The 24,713-nt window shown below is 52.3% G+C and carries 18 protein-coding genes and 1 pseudogene; 6 read left to right on the forward strand and 13 right to left on the reverse strand.

The window, feature by feature from the left end:
- Positions 1–65: 65 nt before the first annotated feature.
- The 6 genes from narI to OGX66_RS23240 form a co-directional block, all read right to left on the reverse strand.
- Positions 66–746, reverse strand: a complete 681-nt coding sequence (gene narI / locus OGX66_RS23215; protein WP_003020109.1) for a respiratory nitrate reductase subunit gamma — start codon at positions 744–746, stop codon at positions 66–68.
- Entirely contained in the window at positions 743–1,438 is a 696-nt protein-coding gene (gene narW, locus OGX66_RS23220) for a nitrate reductase molybdenum cofactor assembly chaperone (protein WP_003843701.1), read from the reverse strand. Before narW ends, narI begins: the two co-directional genes overlap by 4 nt.
- Complete coding sequence (gene narH, locus OGX66_RS23225) at positions 1,438–2,982, reverse strand: nitrate reductase subunit beta (protein WP_003020103.1); 1,545 nt, start codon at positions 2,980–2,982, stop codon at positions 1,438–1,440. The genes narW and narH overlap by 1 nt, the downstream gene beginning before the upstream one ends.
- Positions 2,979–6,719, reverse strand: a complete 3,741-nt coding sequence (locus tag OGX66_RS23230) for a nitrate reductase subunit alpha (RefSeq protein ID WP_003843700.1) — start codon at positions 6,717–6,719, stop codon at positions 2,979–2,981. Before OGX66_RS23230 ends, narH begins: the two co-directional genes overlap by 4 nt.
- 49 nt (positions 6,720–6,768) lie before the next feature.
- Positions 6,769–8,154: a NarK family nitrate/nitrite MFS transporter gene (locus OGX66_RS23235; RefSeq protein ID WP_003020098.1), complete on the reverse strand. Its 1,386-nt coding sequence runs from the start codon at positions 8,152–8,154 to the stop codon at positions 6,769–6,771.
- A gap of 211 nt (positions 8,155–8,365) precedes the next feature.
- Positions 8,366–8,944, reverse strand: coding sequence for a TetR family transcriptional regulator (locus OGX66_RS23240; protein WP_046670695.1), 579 nt, complete (start codon positions 8,942–8,944; stop codon positions 8,366–8,368).
- Positions 8,945–9,060: 116 nt separating this feature from the next.
- Between OGX66_RS23240 and OGX66_RS23245 the strand changes: the two genes are divergently transcribed.
- Positions 9,061–10,545, forward strand: coding sequence for an MFS transporter (locus OGX66_RS23245; protein ID WP_088902244.1), 1,485 nt, complete (start codon positions 9,061–9,063; stop codon positions 10,543–10,545).
- Positions 10,546–10,548: 3 nt separating this feature from the next.
- On the opposite strand, the gene OGX66_RS23250 is transcribed toward OGX66_RS23245, so the two are convergent.
- The 3 genes from OGX66_RS23250 to yddG all read right to left on the reverse strand — a co-directional run bounded on the left by OGX66_RS23250 (position 10,549) and on the right by yddG (position 13,498).
- Positions 10,549–10,989 carry a GFA family protein gene (locus OGX66_RS23250; protein ID WP_003836219.1) on the reverse strand — a complete coding sequence of 147 codons (441 nt, stop codon included), beginning with the start codon at positions 10,987–10,989 and terminating at the stop codon, positions 10,549–10,551.
- 83 nt (positions 10,990–11,072) lie between these two features.
- Positions 11,073–12,155, reverse strand: a complete 1,083-nt coding sequence (gene ompD / locus OGX66_RS23255) for a porin OmpD (protein ID WP_003836220.1) — start codon at positions 12,153–12,155, stop codon at positions 11,073–11,075.
- 461 nt (positions 12,156–12,616) lie between these two features.
- Entirely contained in the window at positions 12,617–13,498 is an 882-nt protein-coding gene (gene yddG, locus OGX66_RS23260) for an aromatic amino acid efflux DMT transporter YddG (protein ID WP_003020082.1), read from the reverse strand.
- Between the two features lie 287 nt (positions 13,499–13,785).
- Between yddG and fdnG the strand changes: the two genes are divergently transcribed.
- The 4 genes and pseudogenes from fdnG to OGX66_RS23280 form a co-directional block, all read left to right on the forward strand.
- Complete coding sequence (gene fdnG / locus OGX66_RS23265; protein ID WP_094544827.1) at positions 13,786–16,833, forward strand: formate dehydrogenase-N subunit alpha; 3,048 nt, start codon at positions 13,786–13,788, stop codon at positions 16,831–16,833.
- A 13-nt stretch (positions 16,834–16,846) separates the two neighbouring features.
- Positions 16,847–17,731 (forward strand): formate dehydrogenase N subunit beta, encoded by an 885-nt coding sequence (gene fdnH / locus OGX66_RS23270; RefSeq protein ID WP_003833024.1) that lies wholly within the window; start codon positions 16,847–16,849, stop codon positions 17,729–17,731.
- On the forward strand, positions 17,724–18,380 hold the full coding sequence (gene fdnI, locus OGX66_RS23275) for a formate dehydrogenase-N subunit gamma (RefSeq protein WP_003020054.1): 657 nt from the start codon (positions 17,724–17,726) through the stop codon (positions 18,378–18,380). The genes fdnH and fdnI overlap by 8 nt, the downstream gene beginning before the upstream one ends.
- Positions 18,381–18,509: 129 nt before the next feature.
- Positions 18,510–19,110: pseudogene (locus OGX66_RS23280) on the forward strand (inorganic diphosphatase); the annotation flags it as partial.
- Between the two features lie 81 nt (positions 19,111–19,191).
- Here OGX66_RS23280 and OGX66_RS23285 read toward each other — a convergent pair.
- The 3 genes from OGX66_RS23285 to sra form a co-directional block, all read right to left on the reverse strand.
- A complete protein-coding gene (locus OGX66_RS23285; protein WP_088902249.1) occupies positions 19,192–20,907 on the reverse strand; it encodes an ABC-F family ATP-binding cassette domain-containing protein in 1,716 nt (571 codons plus the stop codon).
- Between the two features lie 309 nt (positions 20,908–21,216).
- Positions 21,217–22,914: a malate dehydrogenase gene (gene maeA / locus OGX66_RS23290; protein ID WP_003836239.1), complete on the reverse strand. Its 1,698-nt coding sequence runs from the start codon at positions 22,912–22,914 to the stop codon at positions 21,217–21,219.
- Between the two features lie 179 nt (positions 22,915–23,093).
- Positions 23,094–23,234, reverse strand: coding sequence for a stationary-phase-induced ribosome-associated protein (gene sra / locus OGX66_RS23295; protein ID WP_003020039.1), 141 nt, complete (start codon positions 23,232–23,234; stop codon positions 23,094–23,096).
- Positions 23,235–23,461: 227 nt separating this feature from the next.
- Here sra and osmC point away from each other — a divergent pair, with 227 nt between their 5' ends.
- Positions 23,462–23,893: a peroxiredoxin OsmC gene (osmC, locus tag OGX66_RS23300; RefSeq protein WP_003020036.1), complete on the forward strand. Its 432-nt coding sequence runs from the start codon at positions 23,462–23,464 to the stop codon at positions 23,891–23,893.
- 47 nt (positions 23,894–23,940) lie between these two features.
- Here the strand turns inward: osmC and OGX66_RS23305 are convergent, their stop codons facing one another.
- The gene (locus tag OGX66_RS23305) at positions 23,941–24,711 is read right to left on the reverse strand and encodes a 3-hydroxybutyrate dehydrogenase (protein WP_088902250.1); all 771 of its coding nucleotides are present in this window, start codon (positions 24,709–24,711) and stop codon (positions 23,941–23,943) included.
- Between the last annotated feature and the right edge of the window lie 2 nt (positions 24,712–24,713).

Below are 24,713 nucleotides of genomic sequence, written 5' to 3' on the forward strand. Positions count from 1 at the left end.
CGTACAAAAAGCGGGATAGCGATCCAGGCCCGGTAAGCGCTAGCGCTACCGGGCAGCAGAGGAAATTAGCGACGCGAACGCACTATCTGATAACGGCGGGTAAAGTACTCAAACGGCGCACTCCACACGTGGACCAGTCGGGTGAACGGGAACAGCAGAAAAATGGTCATCCCCAGAACCAGATGCACACGGAAAATCCACGCCACGCCATCCAGATGCGCAGACGCACCACCCTGGAAGGTCACCACCGATTGCGCCCAACCGACCAGTTTTAGCATTTCACTGCCGTCAGGATGCTGTGCAGAGAACGGGATAGTGGTTAAACCGAGAATACATTGAATCAGCAGAACGCAGAGGATCAGAATATCGGCGGTCGAGGAGGTTGCGCGAATGCGCGGGTTAGTCAGCCTGCGCACCAGCAGGCCAGCGCCACCCACCAGTGTGAGCACGCCACAAAGTCCGCCGGCAATCATTGCCATCTGCTGCTTTACCGCAATCGGCAGGAACCAGGCATACATCCAGTGCGGCGTTAACATGCCAAACAGATGACCGAAAAAGATCCCCAGAATGCCGATGTGGAACAGGTTTGACCACAACACCATACCGCGTTTGTCCAGCATCTGGCTGGAAGAGGCGCGCCAGGTGTATTGCCCGTAGTCGTAGCGTAGCCAACTGCCGAGGATAAACACCGTACCGCACAGATACGGATAGATATCGTAAAAAAAGACGTTCAGGTACTGTATCATTTCGGGCCTCCCGCGCTGACGTCGACATACTGAGGTGCCACGTCCTGGCTAAAGCGTCGTTGATAGTTTTGTAACGGTGAACTGTCACAGGCGGTGGCATTATCTTCGATAAACTTCACCTGTTCCTCTTCCCAGACTGCATCCAGCGCCTGTCGGGTATCGTCGCGCGTTTCCGTGCCAACCTGCTTAGTGACACTGTCACTCGAAAGAGGGCTTCCGGCAAGCTGCAACAGGGCATCAAACAGTTGATACCACGGCGTATCGCGCTGTTTTAAGCGCCCGCCAAGCAACGCCAGAATCGGTGCGACGTTCTGCAGTCCTTCTTTGGCTTCCGCTTCCGGTAACACGCTTAAGTACTCAAGATATAAAGGCAGGTGATCCGGCAGTTCGCGACAGTTTAGCTGCAGCCCGACCTTTTCATACTGCGCCAACAAATCAACCATCGCCTGGCCCCGGTCACGGGACTCGGCGTGCACATGCTCAAACAGCAGCAGAGAGGTGGCCCGACCCCGGTCAAAGATTTCGCACCATTCGGCTTGTTTATCCAGTAACGGCGCATTGAGCAGCTCCTGGCTAAAATCACTAAGCATGGGGGCATCGCTGGCCACAAGCGCCAGCGCGTCGTCTTTACACTCCCATAGCAGCTCGTCGGGGTACTCCATCAGCAGGCCGATAACCTTCAGGATTTGCATTATTCACCCTCCGCTTTATCGCGCACTTCGGTGATGTCGATGGCATCAATACGGCTGCTGTTGAACAGGTTGAATTTGGTGTCGGAACCATGACAACCGTCGCCGAAGGTAAATCCGCAGCCGTTTTTCTCCGGGAAGGCATCACGCGCCATTTCGCGGTGACTGGTCGGGATCACAAAGCGGTCTTCATAGTTGGCGATGGCCAGATAACGATACATCTCCTCGACCTGCTCAACGCTCAGACCCACTTCCTCAATCGCGCGGGTGTCCGTGACGCCTTCTACGGTTTGCGCACGCATATAGTGGCGCATGGCCATCATCCGTTTGAGCGCCCTCAGCACCGGACCGGTATCACCCGCACTGAGCATATTGGCGAGGTACTGAACCGGAATTCGCAGCGACTCAACCGCAGGCAAAATGTTGCCATTGTGCGGCAGTCCGCCCGCGTCGGCGACCGACTGAATCGGTGACAATGGCGGCACATACCAGACCATCGGCAAGGTGCGATACTCCGGGTGCAGCGGTAGCGCCAGCTTCCAGTCCATCGCCATTTTGTAAACCGGCGAGCGCTGGGCTGCTTCGATGACGTTGTGTGGAATACCTTGTTTTAGCGCCTCTTCAATCACCGCCGGATCGTTCGGGTTGAGGAACACATCGCACTGACGCTCGTAGAGATCGGTTTCATGCTCGGTGCTCGCTGCTTCCTCGATACGGTCGGCGTCGTACAGCAATACCCCGAGATAACGGATACGCCCAACGCAGGTTTCTGAACACACCGTCGGCTGGCCGGACTCAATACGCGGGTAGCAGAAAATGCACTTCTCTGACTTACCGCTCTTCCAGTTAAAGTAGATTTTTTTGTACGGACAGCCGCTGATGCACAAGCGCCAACCGCGACATTTGTCCTGGTCGATCAGCACAATGCCGTCTTCTTCACGCTTATAGATAGCACCGCTCGGGCAGGTGGCGACACAGCTTGGATTCAGACAGTGCTCGCACAGGCGCGGTAAATACATCATAAAGGTGTTTTCGAACTGACCGTACATCTCCTTTTGCATCTTCTCGAAGTTACGGTCGCGGGCACGTTTTGAAAATTCGCCGCCAAGCAGTTCTTCCCAGTTTGGACCCCAGATAATCTTGTCCATCCGTTTACCATCTATCAGCGAACGCGGACGCGCGGTGGGCTGATTCTTGCTCTCCGGCGCGCTATGCAGATGCTGATAATCGTAGGTAAACGGTTCATAGTAATCATCGATTTGCGGGATTACCGGGTTGGCGAAAATTTTGGTGATCACGCCCATCTTACCGCCCAGACGCGGTCTTATCTTGCCGTTGACATCGCGAACCCAGCCGCCTTGCCACTCTTCCTGATCTTCCCAGTTTTTCGGATAACCAATCCCCGGTTTAGTCTCGACGTTGTTAAACCACGCATATTCCATCCCTTCACGCCCGGTCCAGACGTTTTTACAGGTGACGGAGCAGGTGTGGCAGCCGATGCACTTATCCAGATTAAGAACCATGCCTACCTGTGAGCGTATTTTCATTTTTTTGCCTCCTGTACCTGATCGCGACCTTCATCATCCAGCCAGTTAATGTTTTTCATTTTTCTAATCATGATGAACTCATCGCGGTTAGAGCCGACCGTCCCGTAATAGTTGAAGCTGTATGCCAGTTGCGCATAGCCGCCAATCATGTGCGTGGGTTTCGGGCAGACGCGGGTGACCGAGTTATGGATCCCGCCACGCATCCCGGTGACTTCCGAGCCAGGGATATTCATGATTCGCTCCTGAGCGTGATACATCATGGTCATTCCCGGTGGCACGCGTTGACTCACCACTGCACGCGCGGTGAGCGCACCGTTGGCGTTGAAGGCTTCAATCCAGTCGTTATCCTCAATGCCCAGCTCTTTGGCATCGGTCTCGCTGATCCAGACAATGGGGCCGCCGCGCGAAAGCGTCAGCATCAGTAGGTTTTCGCTGTAGGTAGAGTGGATCCCCCATTTCTGGTGCGGCGTCAGGAAGTTGAGGGCTTTTTCCGGGAAGCCGTTAGGCGGAACCTCGCGCATTTCACTGACGCTGCGGGTATCGATAGGCGGACGATACGCCACCAGGCTTTCACCGAAGGCTCGCATCCACGCGTGATCCTGGTACAGCTGCTGGCGACCGGACAGGGTACGCCATGGGATCAACTCGTGGACGTTGGTATAGCCTGCGTTATAGGAGACATGTTCGCTTTCAAGGCCGGACCAGGTAGGACTGGAGATGATTTTGCGCGGCTGCGCCTGGATATCACGAAAACGAATCTTTTCGTCTTCTTTGTTCAGCGCCAGATGCGTATGGTCGCGTCCGGTCATCGCCCCCAGCGCTTCCCAGGCTTTCACCGCCACCTGACCGTTGGTTTCCGGCGCCAGGGCGAGGATCACCTCAGAGGCATCCAGCGCGGTGTCAATCAGCGGTCGGCCTTTTGCCGGGCCTTCGCGTTTGGTGTAGTTCAGCTTGCCGAGGAAATCGACTTCCGCCTGGGTATTCCACGCAATGCCTTTCCCACCGTTACCTAGCTTGTCCATAAGCGGACCGAGTGAAGTAAAGCGTTCGTAGGTAGCGGGGTAGTCACGTTCCACAACGGCGATATTTGGTGCCGTTTTCCCCGGAAGGAGATCGCATTCGCCTTTGCGCCAGTCCAGAATGTCAAACGGCTGCGCCAGCTCTGCCGGAGAGTCGTGTTGCAGTGGTTGCAACACCACATCCGTTTCTTGTCCAAGGTGTCCGACACATACCTCGGAGAACACTTTGGCGATGCCTTTATAAATTTCCCAGTCACTCTTCGATTCCCATGCCGGGTCGACCGCCGCGGACAACGGGTGAATAAACGGATGCATATCCGAAGTGTTCATATCGTCTTTTTCATACCAGGTAGCGGTTGGCAAAACGATATCGGAGAACAAACAGGTGCTGGACATACGGAAATCGAGCGTGACCAGCAGATCGAGCTTGCCCTCTATCGCCGCGGACTGCCATTCAACCTCTTCAGGTTTAATACCCTCACTTGAACCGAGCGCTTCCCCCTGGATCCCGCTTTCGGTACCCAGTAAATACTTGAGCATGTATTCATGCCCTTTACCTGAGGAACCGAGCAGGTTAGAGCGCCAGACGAAGAGGTTGCGTGGGTGGTTTTTGCCGCTATCTGGCTGCTCGCAGGCAAAACGAATATCACCCGACTTCAGCGCTTGGGCAGTGTATTGCGCAGGAGATAACCCAGCCTGTTCTGCCTTCGCTTTGACGGTTAATGGGTTAAGGTTAAGCTGCGGCGCAGAGGGCAGCCAGCCCATTCGTTCAGCACGTACGTTAAAGTCAATCAAATGTCCGCTAAACTTCGACGCATCGGCCAGCGGAGAGAGGAGTTCTTGCGCGGTGAGTTTTTCATAACGCCACTGACTGGAGTGGTTGTAGAAAAACGAGGTGCTGTTCATCTGACGCGGTGGGCGGTTCCAGTCCAGCGCAAAGGCCAGCGGCAACCAACCGGTTTGCGGACGCAGTTTCTCCTGACCCACATAGTGCGCCCAGCCGCCGCCGCTTTGTCCCACGCAACCACAGAACACCAGGATGTTAATCATCCCGCGGTAGTTCATGTCCATGTGATACCAGTGGTTAACGCCAGCCCCGAGGATGATCATCGAACGGCCATGCGTTTTGTGCGCGGTATCGGCAAACTCACGGGCGATTTGTTCGATATGACGGCGTGGCACGCCGGTAATTTGCTCACCCCAGGCCGGGGTGTAGGCTTTTACTTCGCTGTAATCTTGTGCGCTATGAACATCATCCAGACCACGGTCGAGGCCGTAATTCGCCAGCACCAGATCATAGACGCTCACCACCGGGCAACGGCTACCGTCAGCGAGGGTAAGATATTTTACTGGTAGTTGACGGACCAGCACTGGTTCTTGTTTTACACTGCGAAAATGTGGGTTTTCGTTGCCGCCAAAATAGGGGAATGCCACGCCGGTCACGTCATCATGCTGACCAAGCAGCGAGAGGGAAAGTTCAGTTTCAGCGCCAGCCGCCAGGGGTTCCAGGTTCCATTTGCCTTTCTCGCCCCAGCGAAAACCGATGGATCCATTCGGGACAACCAGTTCACCTTCGCGGTTGAAAGCCACCGTTTTCCACTCTGGATTGTTGCTTTCGCCGAGACCATCAACAAGGTCTGAGGCGCGCATCATGCGTCCAGGCACGTAGCTACCATCTTCGCGGGCATCCAGCAGCACCAGCATCGGCATATCGGTATAGCGACGACAGTAATTGAGGAAATAATCGCTGGGATTGTCGAGATGGAACTCTTTCAGGATGACGTGGCCCATCGCCATTGCCAGCGCGCTGTCTGTCCCTTGTTTCGGTGCCAGCCACTGGTCGCACAGTTTGGCGACTTCCGAGTAGTCTGGCGTAATGGCAATCGTCTTGGTGCCTTTGTAGCGAACTTCAGTAAAAAAGTGCGCGTCCGGGGTACGGGTCTGCGGCACGTTAGAGCCCCAGGCGATGATATAGCTGGAGTTATACCAGTCGGCGGATTCAGGAACGTCGGTCTGCTCGCCCCAGGTCATCGGTGACGCTGGCGGTAAGTCGCAGTACCAGTCATAGAAGCTCAGACAGGTTCCGCCCAGTAGCGAGAGATAACGCGTACCTGCGGCATAGGAGACCATCGACATTGCGGGGATGGGCGAGAATCCGGCCACACGATCCGGACCGTAGGTTTTCACCGTCCAGACGTTGGCAGCAGCAATCAGTTGATTAAGTTCTTTCCAGTTGGAACGGATAAACCCACCGCGCCCACGTACCTGCTTGTAGCTCTGGCATTTTTGCGGGTCGTTCATAATGGATTCCCAGGCCAGCACCGGATCGGGCTGGCGGGACAGGGCGTCGCGCCACAATTCGATTAAGCGTTTACGCACCAGTGGATATTTCAGGCGGTTAGCGCTGTAGAGATACCACGAGTAACTTGCGCCGCGTGGGCAGCCACGGGGCTCATGATTTGGCAGGTCAGGGCGGGTACGCGGGTAGTCGGTTTGCTGAGTTTCCCAGGTTACCAGCCCGTTTTTGACGTAGATTTTCCAGCTGCATGAGCCGGTACAGTTAACGCCGTGGGTAGAACGCACAATTTTATCGAACTGCCAGCGCTGACGATAGCTGTCTTCCCAGTCCCGGTTGGTGTGCATTACTTGCCCATGCCCCTCGGCAAACGTATCGCCCTTTTGTTTAAAGTAGCGAAAGCGGTCTAACAGTTTACTCATGACATAACTCCTGCTTCGAATAACGTTGCCTACACAGGCCAAAAGATGACTATTTTTTTTGTGATTTACGGCCGTAAACCAGCCAGGTCACCAGCACGCAGACGATGTAGAACACAAGGAATATTTTCATGGCGCCTACCGGAGATCCGGTCAGCGCCAGCGATGAACCAAACGCTTTCGGGATAAAGAAGCCCCCGACAGCGCCAATTGCGGAGATAAATCCCAGGGCGGCGGCGGTATCGGTTACCGCCTCACGCTGGGCCTGTTCTTCAGTACCACCGTGCAGCTTCACCCGGTAAATGGTGATTTTGCGAAAGATCACCGCAATCATCTGGAAGGTCGAACCGCTGCCCAGACCCGCGGTCAGGAACAAGCCCATAAACACCAGGTAAAACGCGATAAAGCTTCCTTCGCCCGAGCCGGGCAAAGTGAGAAACAGCAGGGCGCTGAACAGTGCCATAAAGATGAAGTTAATTAAGGTGACCCGCACACCACCAAACTTGTCAGAGATAACACCGCCCGCCGATCGCGCCAGCGCACCGATAAAGGGCCCGAAGAACGCCAGTTGCAGAATATTCACGTCAGGGAACTGTGTTTTCGCCAGCATGGCAAAGCCTGCTGAAAAACCGATAAATGAACCGAAGGTGGCGAGATACAGCAGACTTAATAACCACAAATGAAAACGTTTGAGGACCGGTAGCTGGGAGGCAATTGAGGCCTTCGAACTGGCAATGTCGTTCATTCCTATGCCCGCTGCCACGGTCGCTATCAGCAGTAGCGGCACCCAAATCCATGCGGCATTGGCCAGTGACAGTAACGATCCGTCAGCTTGTGGTACGCCCTGCACGCCCAGGAAGGTAAAAATGGGGAGAAAGATCACCAGCGGCGCGATCAACTGCATCACGCTGACACCGAGGTTGCCGAGGCCACCGTTAATGCCTAGTGCGCTGCCTTGCTTCGCTTTGGGGAAGAAAAAACTGATATTGCCCATGCTGGAGGCAAAGTTAGCGCCAGCAAACCCACACATCAGCGCAATGATAATAAATACGCCAAACGGAGTAGCGGTATTTTGCACGGCAAAACCGAGCCAGACGCAGGGAATAACCAGAATGACGGTGCTAAAAATGGTCCAGCGGCGCCCCCCAAATATAGGTACCATAAAGGAGTAGGGAACGCGCAATATTGCACCAGAAAGAGAAGGTAATGCCGTTAATAAAAACAGTTGATCGGTGGTAAAATTAAAACCAATTTTATTCAGATTGACAGCAACAGCGCTGAACAACATCCAGACGCAAAACGCAAGCAGCAAGCAACTCACTGATATCCAGAGGTTTCTTCGGGCAATGTGCTTACCTTTGTTTTCCCAAAAGGCAGGATTTTCGGGTTTCCAGTCAGTTAAAAGATAACGATTATTTTTCTCATTTGATGCTGACATATTATTCTCCATGCACATGCCGTTCATGAAAAAGAAATAAACGCATACAGCGCCGCGCGAGTTCTTTTAGAAACTATTGAAAAGTTTTGGGAATATTGACTGAAAGAATAGATAAAAAAGCGCAATAACGCGGCGTGATGAGGGAATTACACGTTGCTTAAGTGTTACCAATTGTAAATATAAAAGATGTATTATTAATTCATCTATAACATCAATTAACTAACTCTAACGTAATCATACGATCCAGGTGGCGTTCGAATGCAGGATCGGCCATTTCTTCAATGCCTAATACATAGATGCCATCCAGACCGCATACCAACGCAATTAAACGCCACGCCACATCGGCAGCATCCGGGCCTGGAGAAAACTCACCGGCATTCTGTCCCTGAGAGATGATAGCGGCGGTTTCTTCGTGCCACATCCGCATGGTCAGCAGGTAAGCGCTTTTGATTTCCGGATCTTTATCCGCCAGAACCTGCGCTTCACGCCATAGTTTTATATAGGGTTCGAACCCGCCATCTTCGCTGCCCAGCATGGCATGCAGCCGTTCACGGAAGCTGGCGTTTGCGCTGACCAGTTCGGCATCCAGAAGAGTACGGATCAGTTGCACAAAAGCGAGGGATTTTAACTCGCCGGCAGACGTAAAGTGATGATGCACCTGGCCGGTTGACACCTGAGCTTCCGTGGCAATACGCCGCACCGTCATGGCGGCAAATCCTTCCTCAAGCGCGACGCGCATTGCCGCCTGCAGAATCAATTCCCGACGTTCATCCCGATTTAGATAGCTCATCGTTACTCCCATACCCGTTTAGCACGCAGTCTAACAAAAAGTTGGACATACGTTCAAATTTCCGTAGGATCGCCGAACCTGGACGTGTGTCCAGTTTCAGTTTTGAAGGGAGTTTTATGTTTCGTCAGTGGTTAACGTTAGTGATTATTGTGCTGGTCTACATCCCTGTTGCGATTGATGCAACGGTGCTGCACGTTGCCGCGCCCACGCTGAGTATGACGCTGGGTGCCAGTGGTAACGAGCTGCTGTGGATCATTGATATTTATTCTCTGGTAATGGCCGGTATGGTGTTGCCCATGGGGGCGCTGGGCGATCGCATTGGCTTTAAACGCTTGCTGCTGTTAGGTGGAGGCTTGTTTGGTCTGGCATCGCTGGCGGCCGCTTTTGCTCATAGCGCCAGCTGGCTGATTGTCACCCGGGCCGTGTTGGCGATTGGCGCGGCGATGATTGTGCCGGCAACGCTTGCGGGGATTCGCGCCACTTTCGCTGAGCAACGGCATCGTAATATGGCGCTCGGCGTCTGGGCCGCGGTTGGTTCCGGCGGTGCGGCGTTTGGCCCACTGGTTGGCGGGATGCTACTGGAGCACTTCTACTGGGGATCAGTATTCTTAATTAATGTACCGATTGTCCTGGTGGTAATGGCCTTAACCGCACGCTTAGTGCCGCGCCAGGCTGGACGTCGCGATCAATCGTTAAATTTTGGTCATGCGATAATGCTGATTGTTGCCATTCTGCTGCTGGTTTACAGCGCCAAAACCGCACTGAAAGGGCATACGGCGACCGTTGCTATCGCTCTGACGCTGTTAACCGGCGCTTTGCTGTTGTGGCAGTTTGTCCGCATCCAGCTTGCGGCAGCCCGCCCGATGATTGATATGCGGTTGTTCACGCATCGCATCATTTTAAGTGGTGTCGTGATGGCGATGACCGCGATGATAACGCTGGTGGGTTTCGAGTTACTGATGGCTCAGGAGCTACAGTTTGTCCACGGCTTAACACCGTATCAGGCAGGGTTGTTCATGCTGCCGGTGATGCTGGCAAGTGGTTTCAGCGGACCGATTGCCGGTATGTTGGTTTCACGTCTGGGATTACGTTGTGTGGCAACGGGGGGCATGGCGCTGAGCGCTGTTAGCTTTTACGGCCTTGCGATGACGGATTTCAGTAGCCAACAGGTACAAGCCTGGATTTTGATGGCTTTGCTCGGCTTCAGCGCCGCCAGTGCGCTTCTGGCTTCAACAGCGGCTATCATGGCAGCAGCACCTGCGGAAAAAGCCGCGGCCGCGGGTGCCATCGAGACAATGGCTTATGAACTGGGAGCCGGACTTGGGATCGCTATCTTTGGTTTGCTGTTGAGCCGTAGCTTTTCTGCATCGATTCTGCCGCCAGCCGGACTTAATCCGCAGGAAATGGAACGTGCCTCATCGTCAATGGGGGAGGCGGTACAACTGGCGCACTCGCTCCCGTCTTCACTGAGTGAGGCATTGCTGACGGCTGCCAGAGAAGCGTTCACCTGGTCACATAGCGTGGCCTTAAGCAGCGCCGGCAGCATGCTTATCGTATTAGCGATAGGAATGTGGTTCAGTCTGGCAAAGGTACAACGTTAATAACTAGTGAGCTAAATGACAGGGGTAATCCATCTCTTCGACTTCTTTCCCACTCAGTCGAGCGTATTGCCCCGTCAATCTCCAGAACGCAGGCTGTGTTTCCGTATAGATTTCTGCTGCTAATATCAGGCGGCGGCGATCTACCTCATTAAGCTCCAGAAGTGTCCACGGAATAAAGTAGCGATCGCTGTCCGTCAACGTAAACCACAGTGGGCATCCGCAGCCGGAACAGAAGAACCGTTCACCACGATTTGAGGAAGGAAAGTGCGAAGGTTCTACCGATTCTGGTGACATCAGCGGGTGAGCGCTGGCTTCCAGATACATGGCGATGCCGCCAGACCATTTCTGACACAGCGTACAATGGCAGGCATAGACATCCAGCATTTCGACGTCGACGGTAAAATGACTCTGTCCGCAAAGACAACGACCAGTGAATGTCTGCACGGCATACTCCTTATGACCGAGTCTACATCAAGAGAAAAAGCCAGCCCTTGAAGGACTGGCTTTGTATTCTGACTACAACAAAATTAGAACTGATAGTTCAGACCAACAGCCACGATGTTGTCAGTTGACACTTTCGCTGCATTGGTGAAGTTGTTGTCATCCAGCAGGTTGATTTTGTAATCAACGAAGGTGGACATGTTTTTGTTGAAGTAGTAAGTAGCACCCAGGTCTACGTATTCAACCAGATCCTGGTCGCCGTAACCGTTGATGTCTTTACCTTTGGATTTCAGGTAAGCAACGGACGGACGCAGACCGAAGTCGAACTGGTACTGAGCAACTACTTCAAAGTTCTGTGCTTTATCTGCAATACCAGTAACACCGGAGCCACCATAGGTGGTCATGTTGCGGGTTTCAGAGTAGGTGGTTGCCAGGTAGATGTTGTTCGCATCATATTTCAGACCAGCGGCCCATACTTCAGCGTTTTTACCGGAAGCCATGAAACCGCCGTTACCGACAGACTGTTTGTCGGTACGGTCAGATTTCGCATAGGTAGCACCTACGCCAAAGCCTTCATACTCATAAGTGGTAGACAGACCGAAGCCGTCACCGTTAGCTTCTTTCAGGTTGTCACGGTCATTTTTGCCCTGGTACTGAGCAGCAAAGTTCAGACCTTCAACCAGACCGAAGAAGTCGGTGTTACGGTAGGTTGCAACGCCAGTAGTACGGCCAGTCATGAATACGTCAGTCTGGGTCCAGGTATCACCACCGAACTCAGGCAGGACGTCGGTCCATGCGCCGATGTCGTAGGCCACGCCGTAGTTACGACCGTAGTCGAAAGAACCGTATTCAGCGAATTTCAGACCAGCGAATGCCAGACGAGTTTTGTCTGCTTCAGAGCCCTGGGATTCAGAACGGTTGCCTTTGAATTCATATTCCCACTGACCAAAACCAACCAGCTGGTCATTGATCTGAGTTTCACCTTTGAAGCCCAGACGCGCGTAGGTTTTGTCGCCATCGCTGCCGTTGTCGTCAGAGAAGTAGTGCTGAGCGTGAACTTTTCCGTAGATATCCAGTTTGTTTGCGTCTTTGTTATATACCTCAGCTGCGTTTACCGCACCTGCCGCCAACAGGCTAGTCACTGCCACTGCAACTAATTTAAGTTTCATTCTAAATAATCCTTATAATTTTTTCTTGGTGTGTTTCCTAAACCATTGCTAAACGAAGGGGTTCGTCAATGGCAAACTATTTTTAAATGACGCAGTGGTATAAGTTCAATAATAAGTTTCATAATATTGCGAAATATTTGAAGTTGTGTGATCCAGATCTACATAATACGGTTGATTGTATTAATCTTTATATGTGACAAATCTGAATGGGTATATTTACGTAGGGGACTATTGTCAGGGCTATGATTTAAATGGCGTTAGTTCCGCATGTGTAATATATGCATATGAATGGATATAGATAACCGCATAATATTTTCGTGTGTTAACTAATTACCATATATTTAACATTTAATTAAACAAATGAAAACATAAATCGCAAGTGGAATGAACAATTATTATTCATCAATTTGTCTAAAGTATAGCCGGGTTTTATTTGTTTGTGATAAAACCCGGTTTTTTTTTCAGGCGCGGCGCGTTGCCAGCCAACAAAGTAGTGAACCCGCGCAGACCATCAGTGCGCCCTGCCAGAAAGATAGCGAAAGCGGTGCACTGAGTAACACAGCAGCCAGTGCAGAAGAGAGCACAGGGGTAAAATAGGATCCTACGGCCATGATGGTCACGTTGCCATGCAAAATGCCAATATTCCACGCCGCATAGGCAAATCCTAACGTTAATGCCGCTGAGAACATTTTAATAGTCACCGAAGTGCTGAAAATCATTTCTGGTTGCGGAGTCATAAAATAGTAAATCCACAAACTTGCGGCTGTTAGTAAAACGAACACGGTGATGCCGTTAAAGCCTTTTGCATATTTATTGGTCACCGTGCAATACGTTGCCCAGATAAAAGCGCCGAGAAAGGCGAGAAAATAGCTCAGCGGACTGCTGGCAACATTGCTGATAATTTCATCAAGGTTAAGACCGTTTTCACCACCCAATACCCAACAAACCCCGGTCAATGCGATAATTAATCCAGGGATTACCAGCCAGGTTGTTTTTTGACCATTAAATAAAATAGCAAACAATATCGTCAAACTCGGCCAGAGATAATTGACCATACCGACTTCAATAGCCTGGTGACGAGTAGCCGCATAACCGAGAGCCAGCGCTAAACATATTTCATAGGTAACAAAAAGCACGCTACCAGCGATTAAATAACGCACAGGAATTTTTCTGATATTCGGAAAGCCGACGGTAAATATCAGCAACAGACCACTTAAGGAAAAAATCATTGCTGCGCCGCCCGCAGGACCCAGTCCTTCACTTACCCCACGCATGAGTCCGACCATCGTGCTCCAGAGCACGATGGCAATGAGCCCAATTAACGTTGCCTTTTGTTTTGTCATTCTGATTGTCTGTCCATGGTACTGGCAAAAATTTAAGCTGAAATTTATAGCACTTTTATACCGTAGCGCGCTAATTAATTGCCTTTCCCATACTCCCTTATGGGTACAAGAGTTAAACAAAGTGCACTATTTAGTAGCGGAACCGTTTCGTTATTGATTTGACGCAAAAAAAATATGGATATAGCTGATAGTTTCGTCGCGAAGTTGTACATGGCATCTTTCAGACTGCCGCGCTGGCGCAATTTGAGAGATTTCCTGTACGAACCCCTGCAAAAAAGAGGAAAGCAATGGACGTCAGCCGCAGACAATTTTTTAAAATCTGCGCGGGCGGTATGGCGGGAACTACAGTGGCCGCTTTGGGTTTTGCACCCAAAATGGCACTGGCTCAGGCGCGAAACTATAAGCTGTTACGCGCCAAAGAGATCCGAAACACCTGCACATACTGTTCCGTAGGTTGCGGGCTATTAATGTATAGCCTGGGAGATGGAGCAAAAAACGCCAAAGAGTCGATTTACCATATTGAAGGGGATCCGGATCATCCGGTGAGCCGCGGGGCATTATGTCCTAAGGGCGCAGGATTACTGGATTACGTGCACAGTGAAAACCGTCTGCGTTACCCGGAATATCGCGCCCCTGGTTCCGACAAATGGCAGCGTATCAGCTGGGATGAAGCATTCACCCGTATCGCGAAGCTGATGAAAACTGACCGTGACGCCAACTTTATCGAGAAGAATGAGCAGGGCGTAACGGTAAACCGCTGGCTTTCAACCGGGATGCTGTGTGCATCTGCGGCAAGTAATGAAACCGGTATGCTGACGCAAAAATTTGTGCGCTCACTCGGCATGCTGGCAGTAGACAACCAGGCGCGCGTCTGACACGGACCAACGGTAGCAAGTCTTGCTCCAACATTTGGTCGCGGTGCGATGACCAACCACTGGGTTGATATTAAAAATGCTAACGTCGTGATGGTGATGGGCGGTAACGCCGCTGAAGCACATCCGGTGGGATTCCGCTGGGCGATGGAAGCAAAAAACAACAATGATGCCACGCTGATTGTTGTTGACCCTCGTTTTACACGTACAGCTTCGGTGGCGGATATCTATGCGCCAATTCGTTCCGGCACGGACATTACGTTCCTGTCCGGCGTCTTGCTGTACCTGATTGAAAACAACAAAATCAACGCTGAATACGTTAAGCATTACACCAACGCCAGCCTGCTGGTGCGGGATGACTTTGCTTTCGAAGACGGTCTGTTCAGCGGTTATGACGCAAACAAACGCCAATATGATAAATCGTCCTGGAACTACCAGTTCGATGAAAATGGCTACGCGAAACGCGATGAAACGTTAAGCCATCCTCGCTGTGTCTGGAACCTGTTAAAACAGCACGTTTCCCGCTACACGCCGGATGTGGTGGAAAACATTTGTGGTACGCCGAAAGAAGACTTCCTGAAAGTCTGCGAAGTGCTGGCTTCCACCAGCGCAGCCGATCGCACCACCACGTTCCTGTATGCGTTGGGTTGGACTCAGCATACCGTCGGGGCACAGAACATCCGCACCATGGCGATGATCCAGTTGCTGCTCGGCAACATGGGGATGGCAGGTGGCGGTGTCAACGCCTTACGCGGTCACTCCAACATTCAGGGGTTAACCGATTTAGGTCTGCTCTCTACCAGCCTGCCGGGCTACCTGACGCTGCCGTCAGAGAAACAGACAGATCTGCAAACCTATCTGGCCGCGAACACGCCAAAAGCGACATTGGCCGATCAGGTTAACTACTGGGGCAACTATCCGAAGTTCTTCGTCAGCTTGATGAAATCTTTCTACGGTAATGCTGCACAGAAAGAAAACGACTGGGGCTTTGAGTGGCTGCCGAAGTGGGATCAGTCCTACGACGTCATCAAATACTTCAACATGATGGATAGCGGAAAAGTCACCGGCTACATCTGTCAGGGCTTTAACCCTGTTGCGTCCTTCCCGGACAAAAACAAAGTGGTGCAGAGCCTCAGCAAACTGAAGTATCTGGTGGTTATCGATCCGCTGGTGACCGAAACCTCAACGTTCTGGCAGAACCACGGCGAGTCAAACGACGTTGATCCTGCGTCGATTCAGACCGAAGTCTTCCGTTTGCCTTCTACCTGCTTTGCGGAAGAGGACGGCTCCATCGCCAACTCCGGACGCTGGTTACAGTGGCACTGGAAAGGTCAGGACGCACCGGGCGAAGCCCGCAACGATGGCGAAATTCTGGCCGGTATTTACCACCGTCTGCGAGACATGTATCGCACTGAAGGCGGTAAAGCTGTAGAACCCGTTCTGAAAATGAGCTGGAACTATAAGCAGCCGGACGAACCGCACTCAGAGGAAGTGGCGAAAGAGAACAACGGCTATGCGCTGGAAGATCTCTATGATGCCAACGGTGTACTGGTTGCGAAGAAAGGTCAGTTGCTCAACAGCTTTGCGTTGCTGCGCGATGATGGTTCTACGTCATCATCCTGCTGGATTTATACCGGTAGCTGGACCGAGCAGGGCAACCAGATGGCCAATCGCGATAACGCCGATCCGTCAGGTCTGGGTAATACGCTGGGCTGGGCCTGGGCATGGCCGCTGAACCGTCGCGTGCTGTATAACCGCGCTTCGGCGGATCCACAGGGTAAACCGTGGGATCCAAAACGCATGCTTATCCAGTGGAACGATACGAAGTGGACGGGTAACGATATCCCGGACTTCAATACCGCGGCACCGGGCAGTGGCACCAATCCATTTATCATGCAGCCGGAAGGGCTGGGGCGTCTGTTTGCTATCGATAAGATGGCGGAAGGTCCGTTCCCGGAACACTACGAGCCGATGGAAACGCCGCTGGGTACTAACCCGCTGCACCCGAATGTGATCTCCAACCCGGCAGCGCGTCTGTACGAGGCGGATAAACTCCGTATGGGCACGAAACAGGACTTCCCGTACGTCGGGACGACCTATCGTCTGACCGAACATTTCCATACCTGGACCAAGCACGCATTGCTGAATGCGATTGCCCAGCCAGAGCAGTTTGTGGAAATCAGCGAAACGCTGGCGGCAGCGAAAGGGATCAACAACGGCGATCACGTGAAAGTTAGCAGTAAACGTGGATTTATTCGCGCAGTTGCCGTGGTGACCCGTCGTCTGCGTACCCTGAACGTCAACGGTCAGCAGGTTGAAACGGTTGGGATCCCAATCCACTGGGGCTTTGAAGGAGTCGCGCGTAAAGGCTTTATCGCCAACACCCTGACGCCGAATGTCGGTGATGCAAACTCGCAAACGCCGGAATACAAAGCGTTTTTAGTTAACATCGAGAAGGCGTAAGGGAGGCGAACATATGTCTATGGAAACGCAGGACATCATCAAACGGTCCGCAACAAACTCCATCACGCCGCCGCCTCAGGCCCGTGATTACAAAGCCGAGGTCGCGAAGCTGATCGACGTTTCCACCTGTATAGGCTGTAAGGCCTGTCAGGTGGCATGCTCAGAGTGGAACGATATCCGCGATGAAGTTGGCCACTGCGTCGGGGTGTATGACAACCCCGCCGATCTCAGCGCCAAGTCCTGGACGGTGATGCGGTTTACCGAAACCGAACAGAACGGCAAGCTGGAATGGCTGATTCGTAAAGACGGCTGTATGCACTGTGAAGATCCGGGCTGCCTGAAGGCATGCCCGTCTGCCGGGGCAATCATCCAGTACGCCAACGGGATTGTCGATTTCCAGTCAGAACACTGTATTGGCTGCGGCTACTGTATTGCCGGGTGTCCATTTAATATTCCGCGCCTCAATAAAGAGGATAACCGCGTGTATAAATGTACGCTGTGTGTCGACCGGGTCAGCGTCGGGCAGGAACCTGCCTGCGTGAAGACCTGTCCGACCGGGGCAATACATTTCGGCACCAAGCAGGAAATGCTGGAAATGGGCGAACAGCGTGTGGCAAAACTGAAAGCACGCGGTTTCGAACACGCCGGTCTCTACAACCCGGAAGGTGTGGGTGGTACGCACGTTATGTACGTTCTGCATCATGCCAACCAGCCGGAGCTGTATCACGGCCTGCCGAAAGATCCGCAGATCGATACCTCTATCAATCTGTGGAAAGGGGCGCTGAAACCGCTGGCCGCTGCCGGATTTATCGCCACCTTCGCCGGGCTGATTTACCACTACATTGGTATCGGTCCGAATAAGGAAGTGGACGACGACGAGGAGGATCATCATGAGTAAGTCGAAAATGATTGTGCGCACGAAGTTTATCGACCGCGCCTGTCACTGGACGGTGGTGATCTGCTTCTTCCTGGTGGCGCTGTCTGGGATTTCGTTCTTCTTCCCGACTCTGCAATGGCTGACGCAAACCTTCGGTACGCCGCAGATGGGACGCATTTTGCACCCGTTCTTCGGCATACTGATCTTCGTCGCGCTAATGTTCATGTTTGTGCGCTTTGTGCACCACAACATCCCGGATAAAAAAGATATTCCGTGGCTGAAAAACATTGTGGAAGTGCTGAAAGGCAATGAACACAAAGTGGCGGATGTGGGCAAGTACAACGCCGGGCAGAAAATGATGTTCTGGTCGATCATGAGCATGATTTTCGTGCTGCTGATTACCGGTATTATTATCTGGCGTCCATACTTTGCACAGTTCTTCCCAATGCAGGTCGTGCGCTATAGCCTGCTGATCCATGCGGCGGCGGGGATTATCCTGATGCACGCCATCCTCATCCATATGTATATGGCATTCTGGGTGAAAGGTTCGATTAAAGGCATGGTTGAAGGGAAGGTGAGCCGTCGCTGGGCGAAGAAACATCACCCACGTTGGTATCGCGAAGTTGAAAGACAAGAAGCGAAAAAAGAGAGCGAGGAAGGGGTTAACTAATCCCTGATGTTCCCTCTACGCAATGGCGCTACATCGGTAGCGCCATTTTTTTGCCAAAAAAACGTCATGTTTCTGTCATCTGCTGAACGTAAGGTGTTGTCTTTCCAATAATAGAAGAGTTAAAAGACAATGCATCTGGTGAAAAAACTACTCGCAATCAGCGTGTTTCTTTGTGCTTCAGCTCAGGCGCAGAACATCCTCGAATTTCCTCAGCCGGAGAATAACCCGGAAGAGTTTTATGCCGTAACCGAAATCCCGGCAGGTGGAATGATTAAATATGAAACCGACGCCAAAACCGGGTTTATCGTTGCCGATCGCTTCCAGTCAATGCCGGTTGCCTATCCCGCCAACTACGGTTCACTAACCCAGTCTTTAGCCGGTGACGGCGACCCGCTGGATGTTATCTTTTATACTCGTGCGCCGCTGGCCCCGGGGACGTTGATTAAGCTGCGCGCAATAGGCGTCCTGAAGATGATCGACGGCGGTGAAAAGGACGACAAAATTGTCGCCGTGCCGGCCAGTAAAATTGACCCCACTTATGACAACATCAAAGAATTGAGCGATCTGCCCAAGATTGAAGTTCAACGTCTGGAATCTTTCTTCCGCGTGTACAAAGATTTGCCGGAAGGGCGCAAGAAGGTCGAATTAAACGGTTTCAACGACGCCGCTACGGCAAAGCAAGAGATCAAACAGGCCTGGGATGCCTGGAAAGAGAAAAAACCGCAGCAATAAATGGTATGCCGGATGGCAGGCCTACACGCGCATTTTGCTGGTGTAGGCCGGATAAGCTTGCGCCATCCGGCAATAAAGATTACTTCAGTTGTGAGTTCAGACGCTCAATCTCTTTACGCCATTGCGCCTGTAACAGCGGTTTTTGATGTTTCGGCTTGCGGGCGAGATCGTCGGCCAGACGCTGTTCCAGATCGAGGAGTTGTTCCAGCAATCCATCGCTGTCACAGCTTATTTCAGCTTTCGCTTCGACCACCGTTTTGGGAACGGTTATCTCCGCGGACGTTTCCCTAATACGCGCATTGACCGCCTCCAGATCGTGCCATTCACTGAGTTCGCCATTGTCGATTAACCAGAACCGGTTACAGCTTTGGCTGATAAGCTGCCGGTCGTGACTGACCAGCAACACGCCGCCGTTATAGCTTTGTAGCGTTTCTGCCAGCGCCTCTTTACCTTCCATATCCAGATGGTTGGTCGGTTCATCAAGCATCAGCAGACTGTAGCGCGCAAGCGTCAGCCCCACAAACAGCAGCCGGGAGCGCTCACCGCCGCTTAATGTACTGACCCTCTGCGTATGACGAATCCACGGAAAACCCGCGCTAATCAGCGCCATCTTGCGAATCTCTGGCTGCGGGGCAAACGCTTCCAGCGCGTCAAACAATGAATCGTTATCGGCAAGCTGATGCAGTGTCTGATCGTAATAGCCCAGCGTAACGCGCGGGTGCAACACCAGTGAAGTCGATGCCAGCGGTGACTGAAATTGTTGCCAGATAAGCCTTAACAGCGATGATTTCCCGCAACCATTACGCCCGACAATTGCCACGCGATCGCCGCTTTTTAACCGGATACCGGCAATGGAAAACAGTGTATCTGCGTCGGGAGCAGGGGCTACAGACAGATTGGTCATCTCCAGCAAACGATCTGCACGCAGGGAATCACCCTGCAATGTTAGTGTCCACTGACTTCCTGCCGTCACTTCTGTCTGCACCTCTTTCAGGCGCTGCACCTGTTTTTCCATCTGCTTGGCCTTGCGGGAGAGATCTTCGTTGTCGTAGACCCGCCCCCAGGTTGCCAGCCGTTTGCCGCTGGCGGTAACCCGGTCTATCTCTTTTTGCTCAGCCTTGTGGCGCAGAGCATCGCTGACGTCTCTTTCTGCCAGCGCCTGACGTGCGGCGCTACAGGGCAGATCAAAGGCATGGAGAGTGCGATCGCGTAGGATCCACGTTCCGTGGGTCACCGCGTCCAGCAACTGCGGGTCGTGGGAAACCACCACAAAACTGCCAGACCAGTTCTGTAAGAACTGCTCCAGCCACAGTAATGTTGGCAAATCCAGATGGTTACCCGGTTCATCCAGCAGCAGCAGGTCAGGATTACGCATCAGCGCCCGCGCTAATAGCAAGCGTGTGTGCTGGCCACCGCTCAACGTTTGCGCTGTCAGAGATAAATTCTCTGGCGTGAAACCCATTTCGGCAAGCAGCGCTTCAACCCGCCATTGTTGAGCCGCACGCTCATGCTCAGGAACTTGAGCGAGAACGGCTTCCTGCAGCGTAAGAGGCAGTATATCGTCAGGTAGATGTTGTTCTACACGCGCGAGATGGCAGTGATTCGCTTGCGCGATTGCTCCACTGGTGGGCGAAATCGTGCCATCGAGCAGTTTTAACAGCGTGCTTTTTCCGCAGCCGTTGTAACCGATAAGCCCGATGCGGTCGCCTTTTTTTAGGGTAAAGGAAAGATCGTCGAATAGCGTGCCGAATGCCGTATCAACGTGTAAGGATTGTGCGGTTAGTAATGTGCTCATTGTTGCTTACTCAAGAGTTACAGGCGTGAAAACGCCTCGTCAAACATCGCTGACGATAACCCGGTAAGCCCGAGAGAAGGGGATTTAGAAGTTAGCTTCGCTCAAGCAGAAGTTATCGCAGCACGATACCGATAACGCTTGAGCACTGGCGATCGCCAAAAGCATGTGAAACGATAAAACGTTCACAGTACAGCATAAGTATCCTCCTTTTGTTTTTCAGAGTGTTGATCGGTAGCGAAAGTGTAATCGCAAATTACACTTTCGCGCAAACTTTGCACGCCCGGCAGCAATGTGCCGCCGGGCAAACCGTCAGATAGAAGTACGACGGTAGTCGCGATATTCCGCCTGCCAGAAATTATCGTCAATAGCCTGTTGCAGCGCTTCAGCGGAGGTTTTCACCGCCACACCTTGCTGCTGGGCCATTTTACCGACAGCAAAGGCAATGGCACGAGAAACCGTCTGAATATCTTTCAGTTCCGGTAGCACCAGTCCTTCACCGTTGAGCACCAGCGGTGAATACTGTGCCAGCGTTTCACTGGCCGACATCAGCATTTCATCAGTGATGCGCGACGCGCCAGAAGCAATCACGCCAAGGCCAATACCCGGGAAGATATAGGCGTTGTTACACTGGGCGATCGGGTAAGTTTTCTCTTTCCACACTACCGGTGCAAACGGGCTACCGGTCGCAACCAGCGCGTTACCTTCGGTCCAGGCGATAATATCCTGCGGCGTGGCTTCTACACGAGAAGTCGGGTTAGACAGCGGCATGACGATCGGACGCGGACAATGCTTGTGCATTTCGCGGATAATCTCTTCGGTAAACAGACCAACCTGTCCGGAAACCCCGATCAGGATGTCAGGTTTAACGTTGCGGACCACATCGAGCAACGACAGGACATCTTCTTGTGTATCCCAGTGCTGCAGATTTTCGCGTTTTTGCACCAGTTTGGTCTGGAAGGAGAGCAGGTTCGGCATTTTGTCGGTTAACAGGCCGAAGCGATCGACCATGAATACGCGTTGACGCGCCGCTTCTTCGCTTAAACCTTCTCGCTGGATTTGTGCAATGATCTGCTCGGCGATCCCGCATCCGGCGGAACCCGCGCCGAGGAAGACGATGTTTTGTTCGCTCAGCTGGCTTCCGGCCGCGCGGCTAGCCGCAATCAGCGTACCGACGGTAACCGCCGCGGTGCCCTGAATATCGTCGTTAAATGAGCAAATTTCATCGCGATAACGGGTCAGCAGTGGCATAGCGTTTTTCTGGGCGAAATCTTCAAACTGCAACAGCACGTCCGGCCAGCGATGCTTCACGGCCTGGATGAATTCATCAACGAATTCGTAGTATTCATCATCAGTGATACGCGGATTGCGCCAGCCCATATACAGCGGATCGTTCAGCAGTTGCTGGTTGTTGGTCCCCACGTCCAGTACCACCGGAAGTGTATAGGCCGGGCTAATTCCACCACATGCGGTATACAGCGACAGTTTACCGATTGGAATGCCCATCCCGCCGATCCCCTGATCGCCAAGACCTAAAATACGTTCGCCATCGGTGACAACGATGACCTTGATATTGTGGTTAGGGACGTTTTGCAGGATATCGTCCATATTGTGGCGGTTCTGATAAGAGATAAACACGCCGCGCGCACGACGATAAATCTCAGAGAAACGCTCACAGGCTGCGCCGACCGTTGGGGTATAGATAACTGGCATCATCTCATCCAGGTGATTATGCACCAGTCGGTAAAACAGGGTTTCGTTGGTGTCCTGGATGTTGCGCAGGTAAATATGTTTGTCGATTTCGGTTTTGAAGCCCTGATATTGGATCCAGGCGCGTTCAGCCTGTTCTTCAATCGTTTCGACGACTTCCGGCAGTAACCCCAGCAGGTTGAAGTTACGGCGTTCTTCCACACTGAAGGCGCTCCCTTTATTCAGTAAAGGGAATTCCAGCAGTACCGGGCCAGCGTAAGGGATGTAAAGGGAACGCAGTTTTTTAGTTTCGTTTTCCATGTCACTCACTCTTTTTTGAATAACCGTCCCTGGCGCTCTTTATGATCGTATGTGGCCTGTCCGCCAGGGAAACGGGCGAAGTATAAAGCATTGTGAATGGGTTAAGGGGTTTTATAAGCAAAAACACCACTGCGGTTGCAATGGTGTTTATCTCGTTACTCAGTCAGACGTGCGAAAGGCTACTTGCCGTCAGCGCGGCGCTTTCTTCCAGTAGGATTGTTGACCACGTTGGTTTTGTCACCTTCGGTCACGATTTTACGTTGATTTGAGATTTTGTGGTCCAGTCCGAGAATATGACGGGCCTGACGGTTCGATTTCATTCTAACTCCTTAATCCTGTTACTGGTTTCAAGGGCGAGCCCGTATGAGAACGGACGAAATACAACCTGATATAAAGCCGATGTTCAACATAACGGCTTTCTGGATGGTCGGTCATTTTATCTGAAAGGTCAATGCTTAAGCGGCAAATGAGAACTATCCCGTATGTAACATACTTTTCCCCGGGCGTCCTATACTAGTAACTCCGACGACAACACAGGAGAGCGATAATGACTATCCATAAGAAAGGTCAAGCACACTGGGAAGGCGACATTAAGCGCGGCAAAGGCACTGTGTCGACCGAAAGTGGCGTGTTGAATCAGCAACCGTATGGGTTTAATACACGATTTGAAGGTGAGAAAGGCACCAATCCTGAAGAGTTGATTGGCGCGGCCCATGCAGCCTGCTTTTCGATGGCGCTTTCACTGATGCTGGGTGAAGCAGGGTTTACCCCAGATGCCATTGATACCACTGCCGATGTTTCTCTGGATAAGGTAGATGCCGGGTTTGCGATCACTAAAGTCGCGTTGCATAGCCAAGTGAGCGTGCCGGGGATAGACGCCGCCACGTTTGACGGCATCATCCAGAAAGCAAAAGCCGGATGCCCGGTATCTCAGGTTCTGAAAGCGGAAATAACGCTGGATTACAAACTGAAGTCTTAATAAAGTCGTGCCGGATGCGACGATGTCTTATCCGGCACCTGATGATGTTATTGCGCTACCCAACCGCCATCCATATTCCACGCTACGCCACGCACTTGCGCCGCACCGTCTGAACATAAGAATAACGCGAGATTCCCTAACTGCTCTGGGGTAACGAATTCGCGCGACGGCTGCTTTTCAGCCAGCAGGGCGTCACGGGCTGCCTCAGGCTCTGCGCCTTCGGCAATACGCTTATCGATCTGCTGCTGGACCAGCGGCGTTAGCACCCAGCCGGGACACAGCGCATTGCAGGTGATTTCCGTCTGCGCGGTTTCCAGCGCGATGGTCTTGGTTAATCCCACCACACCGTGCTTCGCTGCTACGTAGGCAGATTTCTCTTTTGAAGCCACCAGGCCGTGAACAGAAGCGATATTAATGATGCGCCCCCAGTTTCGCGTGCGCATACCGGGAAGCGCCAGACGCGTGGTGTGAAAAACGGAGGAGAGGTTAATCGCGATAATCGCGTTCCATTTATCAACCGGGAAGGTTTCTATCGGTGAAACATGCTGGATCCCGGCGTTATTGATAAGAATATCCACACCGCCGAATTCGCTCTCTGCATAGCGCATCATGTCGGCAATTTGCGCTTCATCGCTCAGATCCGCGCCATGATAGCCTGGCGTTTTGCCATACTGCGCAACAGCGTCTTTGGCAGCATCAACATCACCAAACCCGTTGAGGATCAGAGTGGCGCCAGCTTGCGCCAGCACCTGTGCGATACCTAATCCGATACCACTGGTCGAGCCGGTAACCAGGGCGGTTTTTCCCGTTAAGTTCATGA

This window comes from Citrobacter sp. Cf072 (genome assembly GCF_030334485.1).
Classification (GTDB): domain Bacteria; phylum Pseudomonadota; class Gammaproteobacteria; order Enterobacterales; family Enterobacteriaceae; genus Citrobacter; species Citrobacter freundii.

Coding starts and splice junctions, on each gene's coding strand:
- ompD (WP_003836220.1), bottom strand. CDS start 12,155: ATGAAACTTAAATTAGTTGCAGTGGCAGTGACTAGCCTGTTGGCGGCA.
- fdnH (WP_003833024.1), top strand. CDS start 16,847: ATGTCTATGGAAACGCAGGACATCATCAAACGGTCCGCAACAAACTCC.
- narI (WP_003020109.1), bottom strand. CDS start 746: ATGATACAGTACCTGAACGTCTTTTTTTACGATATCTATCCGTATCTG.
- OGX66_RS23240 (WP_046670695.1), bottom strand. CDS start 8,944: ATGAGCTATCTAAATCGGGATGAACGTCGGGAATTGATTCTGCAGGCG.
- maeA (WP_003836239.1), bottom strand. CDS start 22,914: ATGGAAAACGAAACTAAAAAACTGCGTTCCCTTTACATCCCTTACGCT.
- OGX66_RS23235 (WP_003020098.1), bottom strand. CDS start 8,154: ATGTCAGCATCAAATGAGAAAAATAATCGTTATCTTTTAACTGACTGG.
- yddG (WP_003020082.1), bottom strand. CDS start 13,498: ATGACAAAACAAAAGGCAACGTTAATTGGGCTCATTGCCATCGTGCTC.
- osmC (WP_003020036.1), top strand. CDS start 23,462: ATGACTATCCATAAGAAAGGTCAAGCACACTGGGAAGGCGACATTAAG.
- OGX66_RS23245 (WP_088902244.1), top strand. CDS start 9,061: ATGTTTCGTCAGTGGTTAACGTTAGTGATTATTGTGCTGGTCTACATC.
- fdnI (WP_003020054.1), top strand. CDS start 17,724: ATGAGTAAGTCGAAAATGATTGTGCGCACGAAGTTTATCGACCGCGCC.
- OGX66_RS23285 (WP_088902249.1), bottom strand. CDS start 20,907: ATGAGCACATTACTAACCGCACAATCCTTACACGTTGATACGGCATTC.
- narH (WP_003020103.1), bottom strand. CDS start 2,982: ATGAAAATACGCTCACAGGTAGGCATGGTTCTTAATCTGGATAAGTGC.
- OGX66_RS23305 (WP_088902250.1), bottom strand. CDS start 24,711: ATGAACTTAACGGGAAAAACCGCCCTGGTTACCGGCTCGACCAGTGGT.
- OGX66_RS23230 (WP_003843700.1), bottom strand. CDS start 6,719: ATGAGTAAACTGTTAGACCGCTTTCGCTACTTTAAACAAAAGGGCGAT.
- sra (WP_003020039.1), bottom strand. CDS start 23,234: ATGAAATCGAACCGTCAGGCCCGTCATATTCTCGGACTGGACCACAAA.
- narW (WP_003843701.1), bottom strand. CDS start 1,438: ATGCAAATCCTGAAGGTTATCGGCCTGCTGATGGAGTACCCCGACGAG.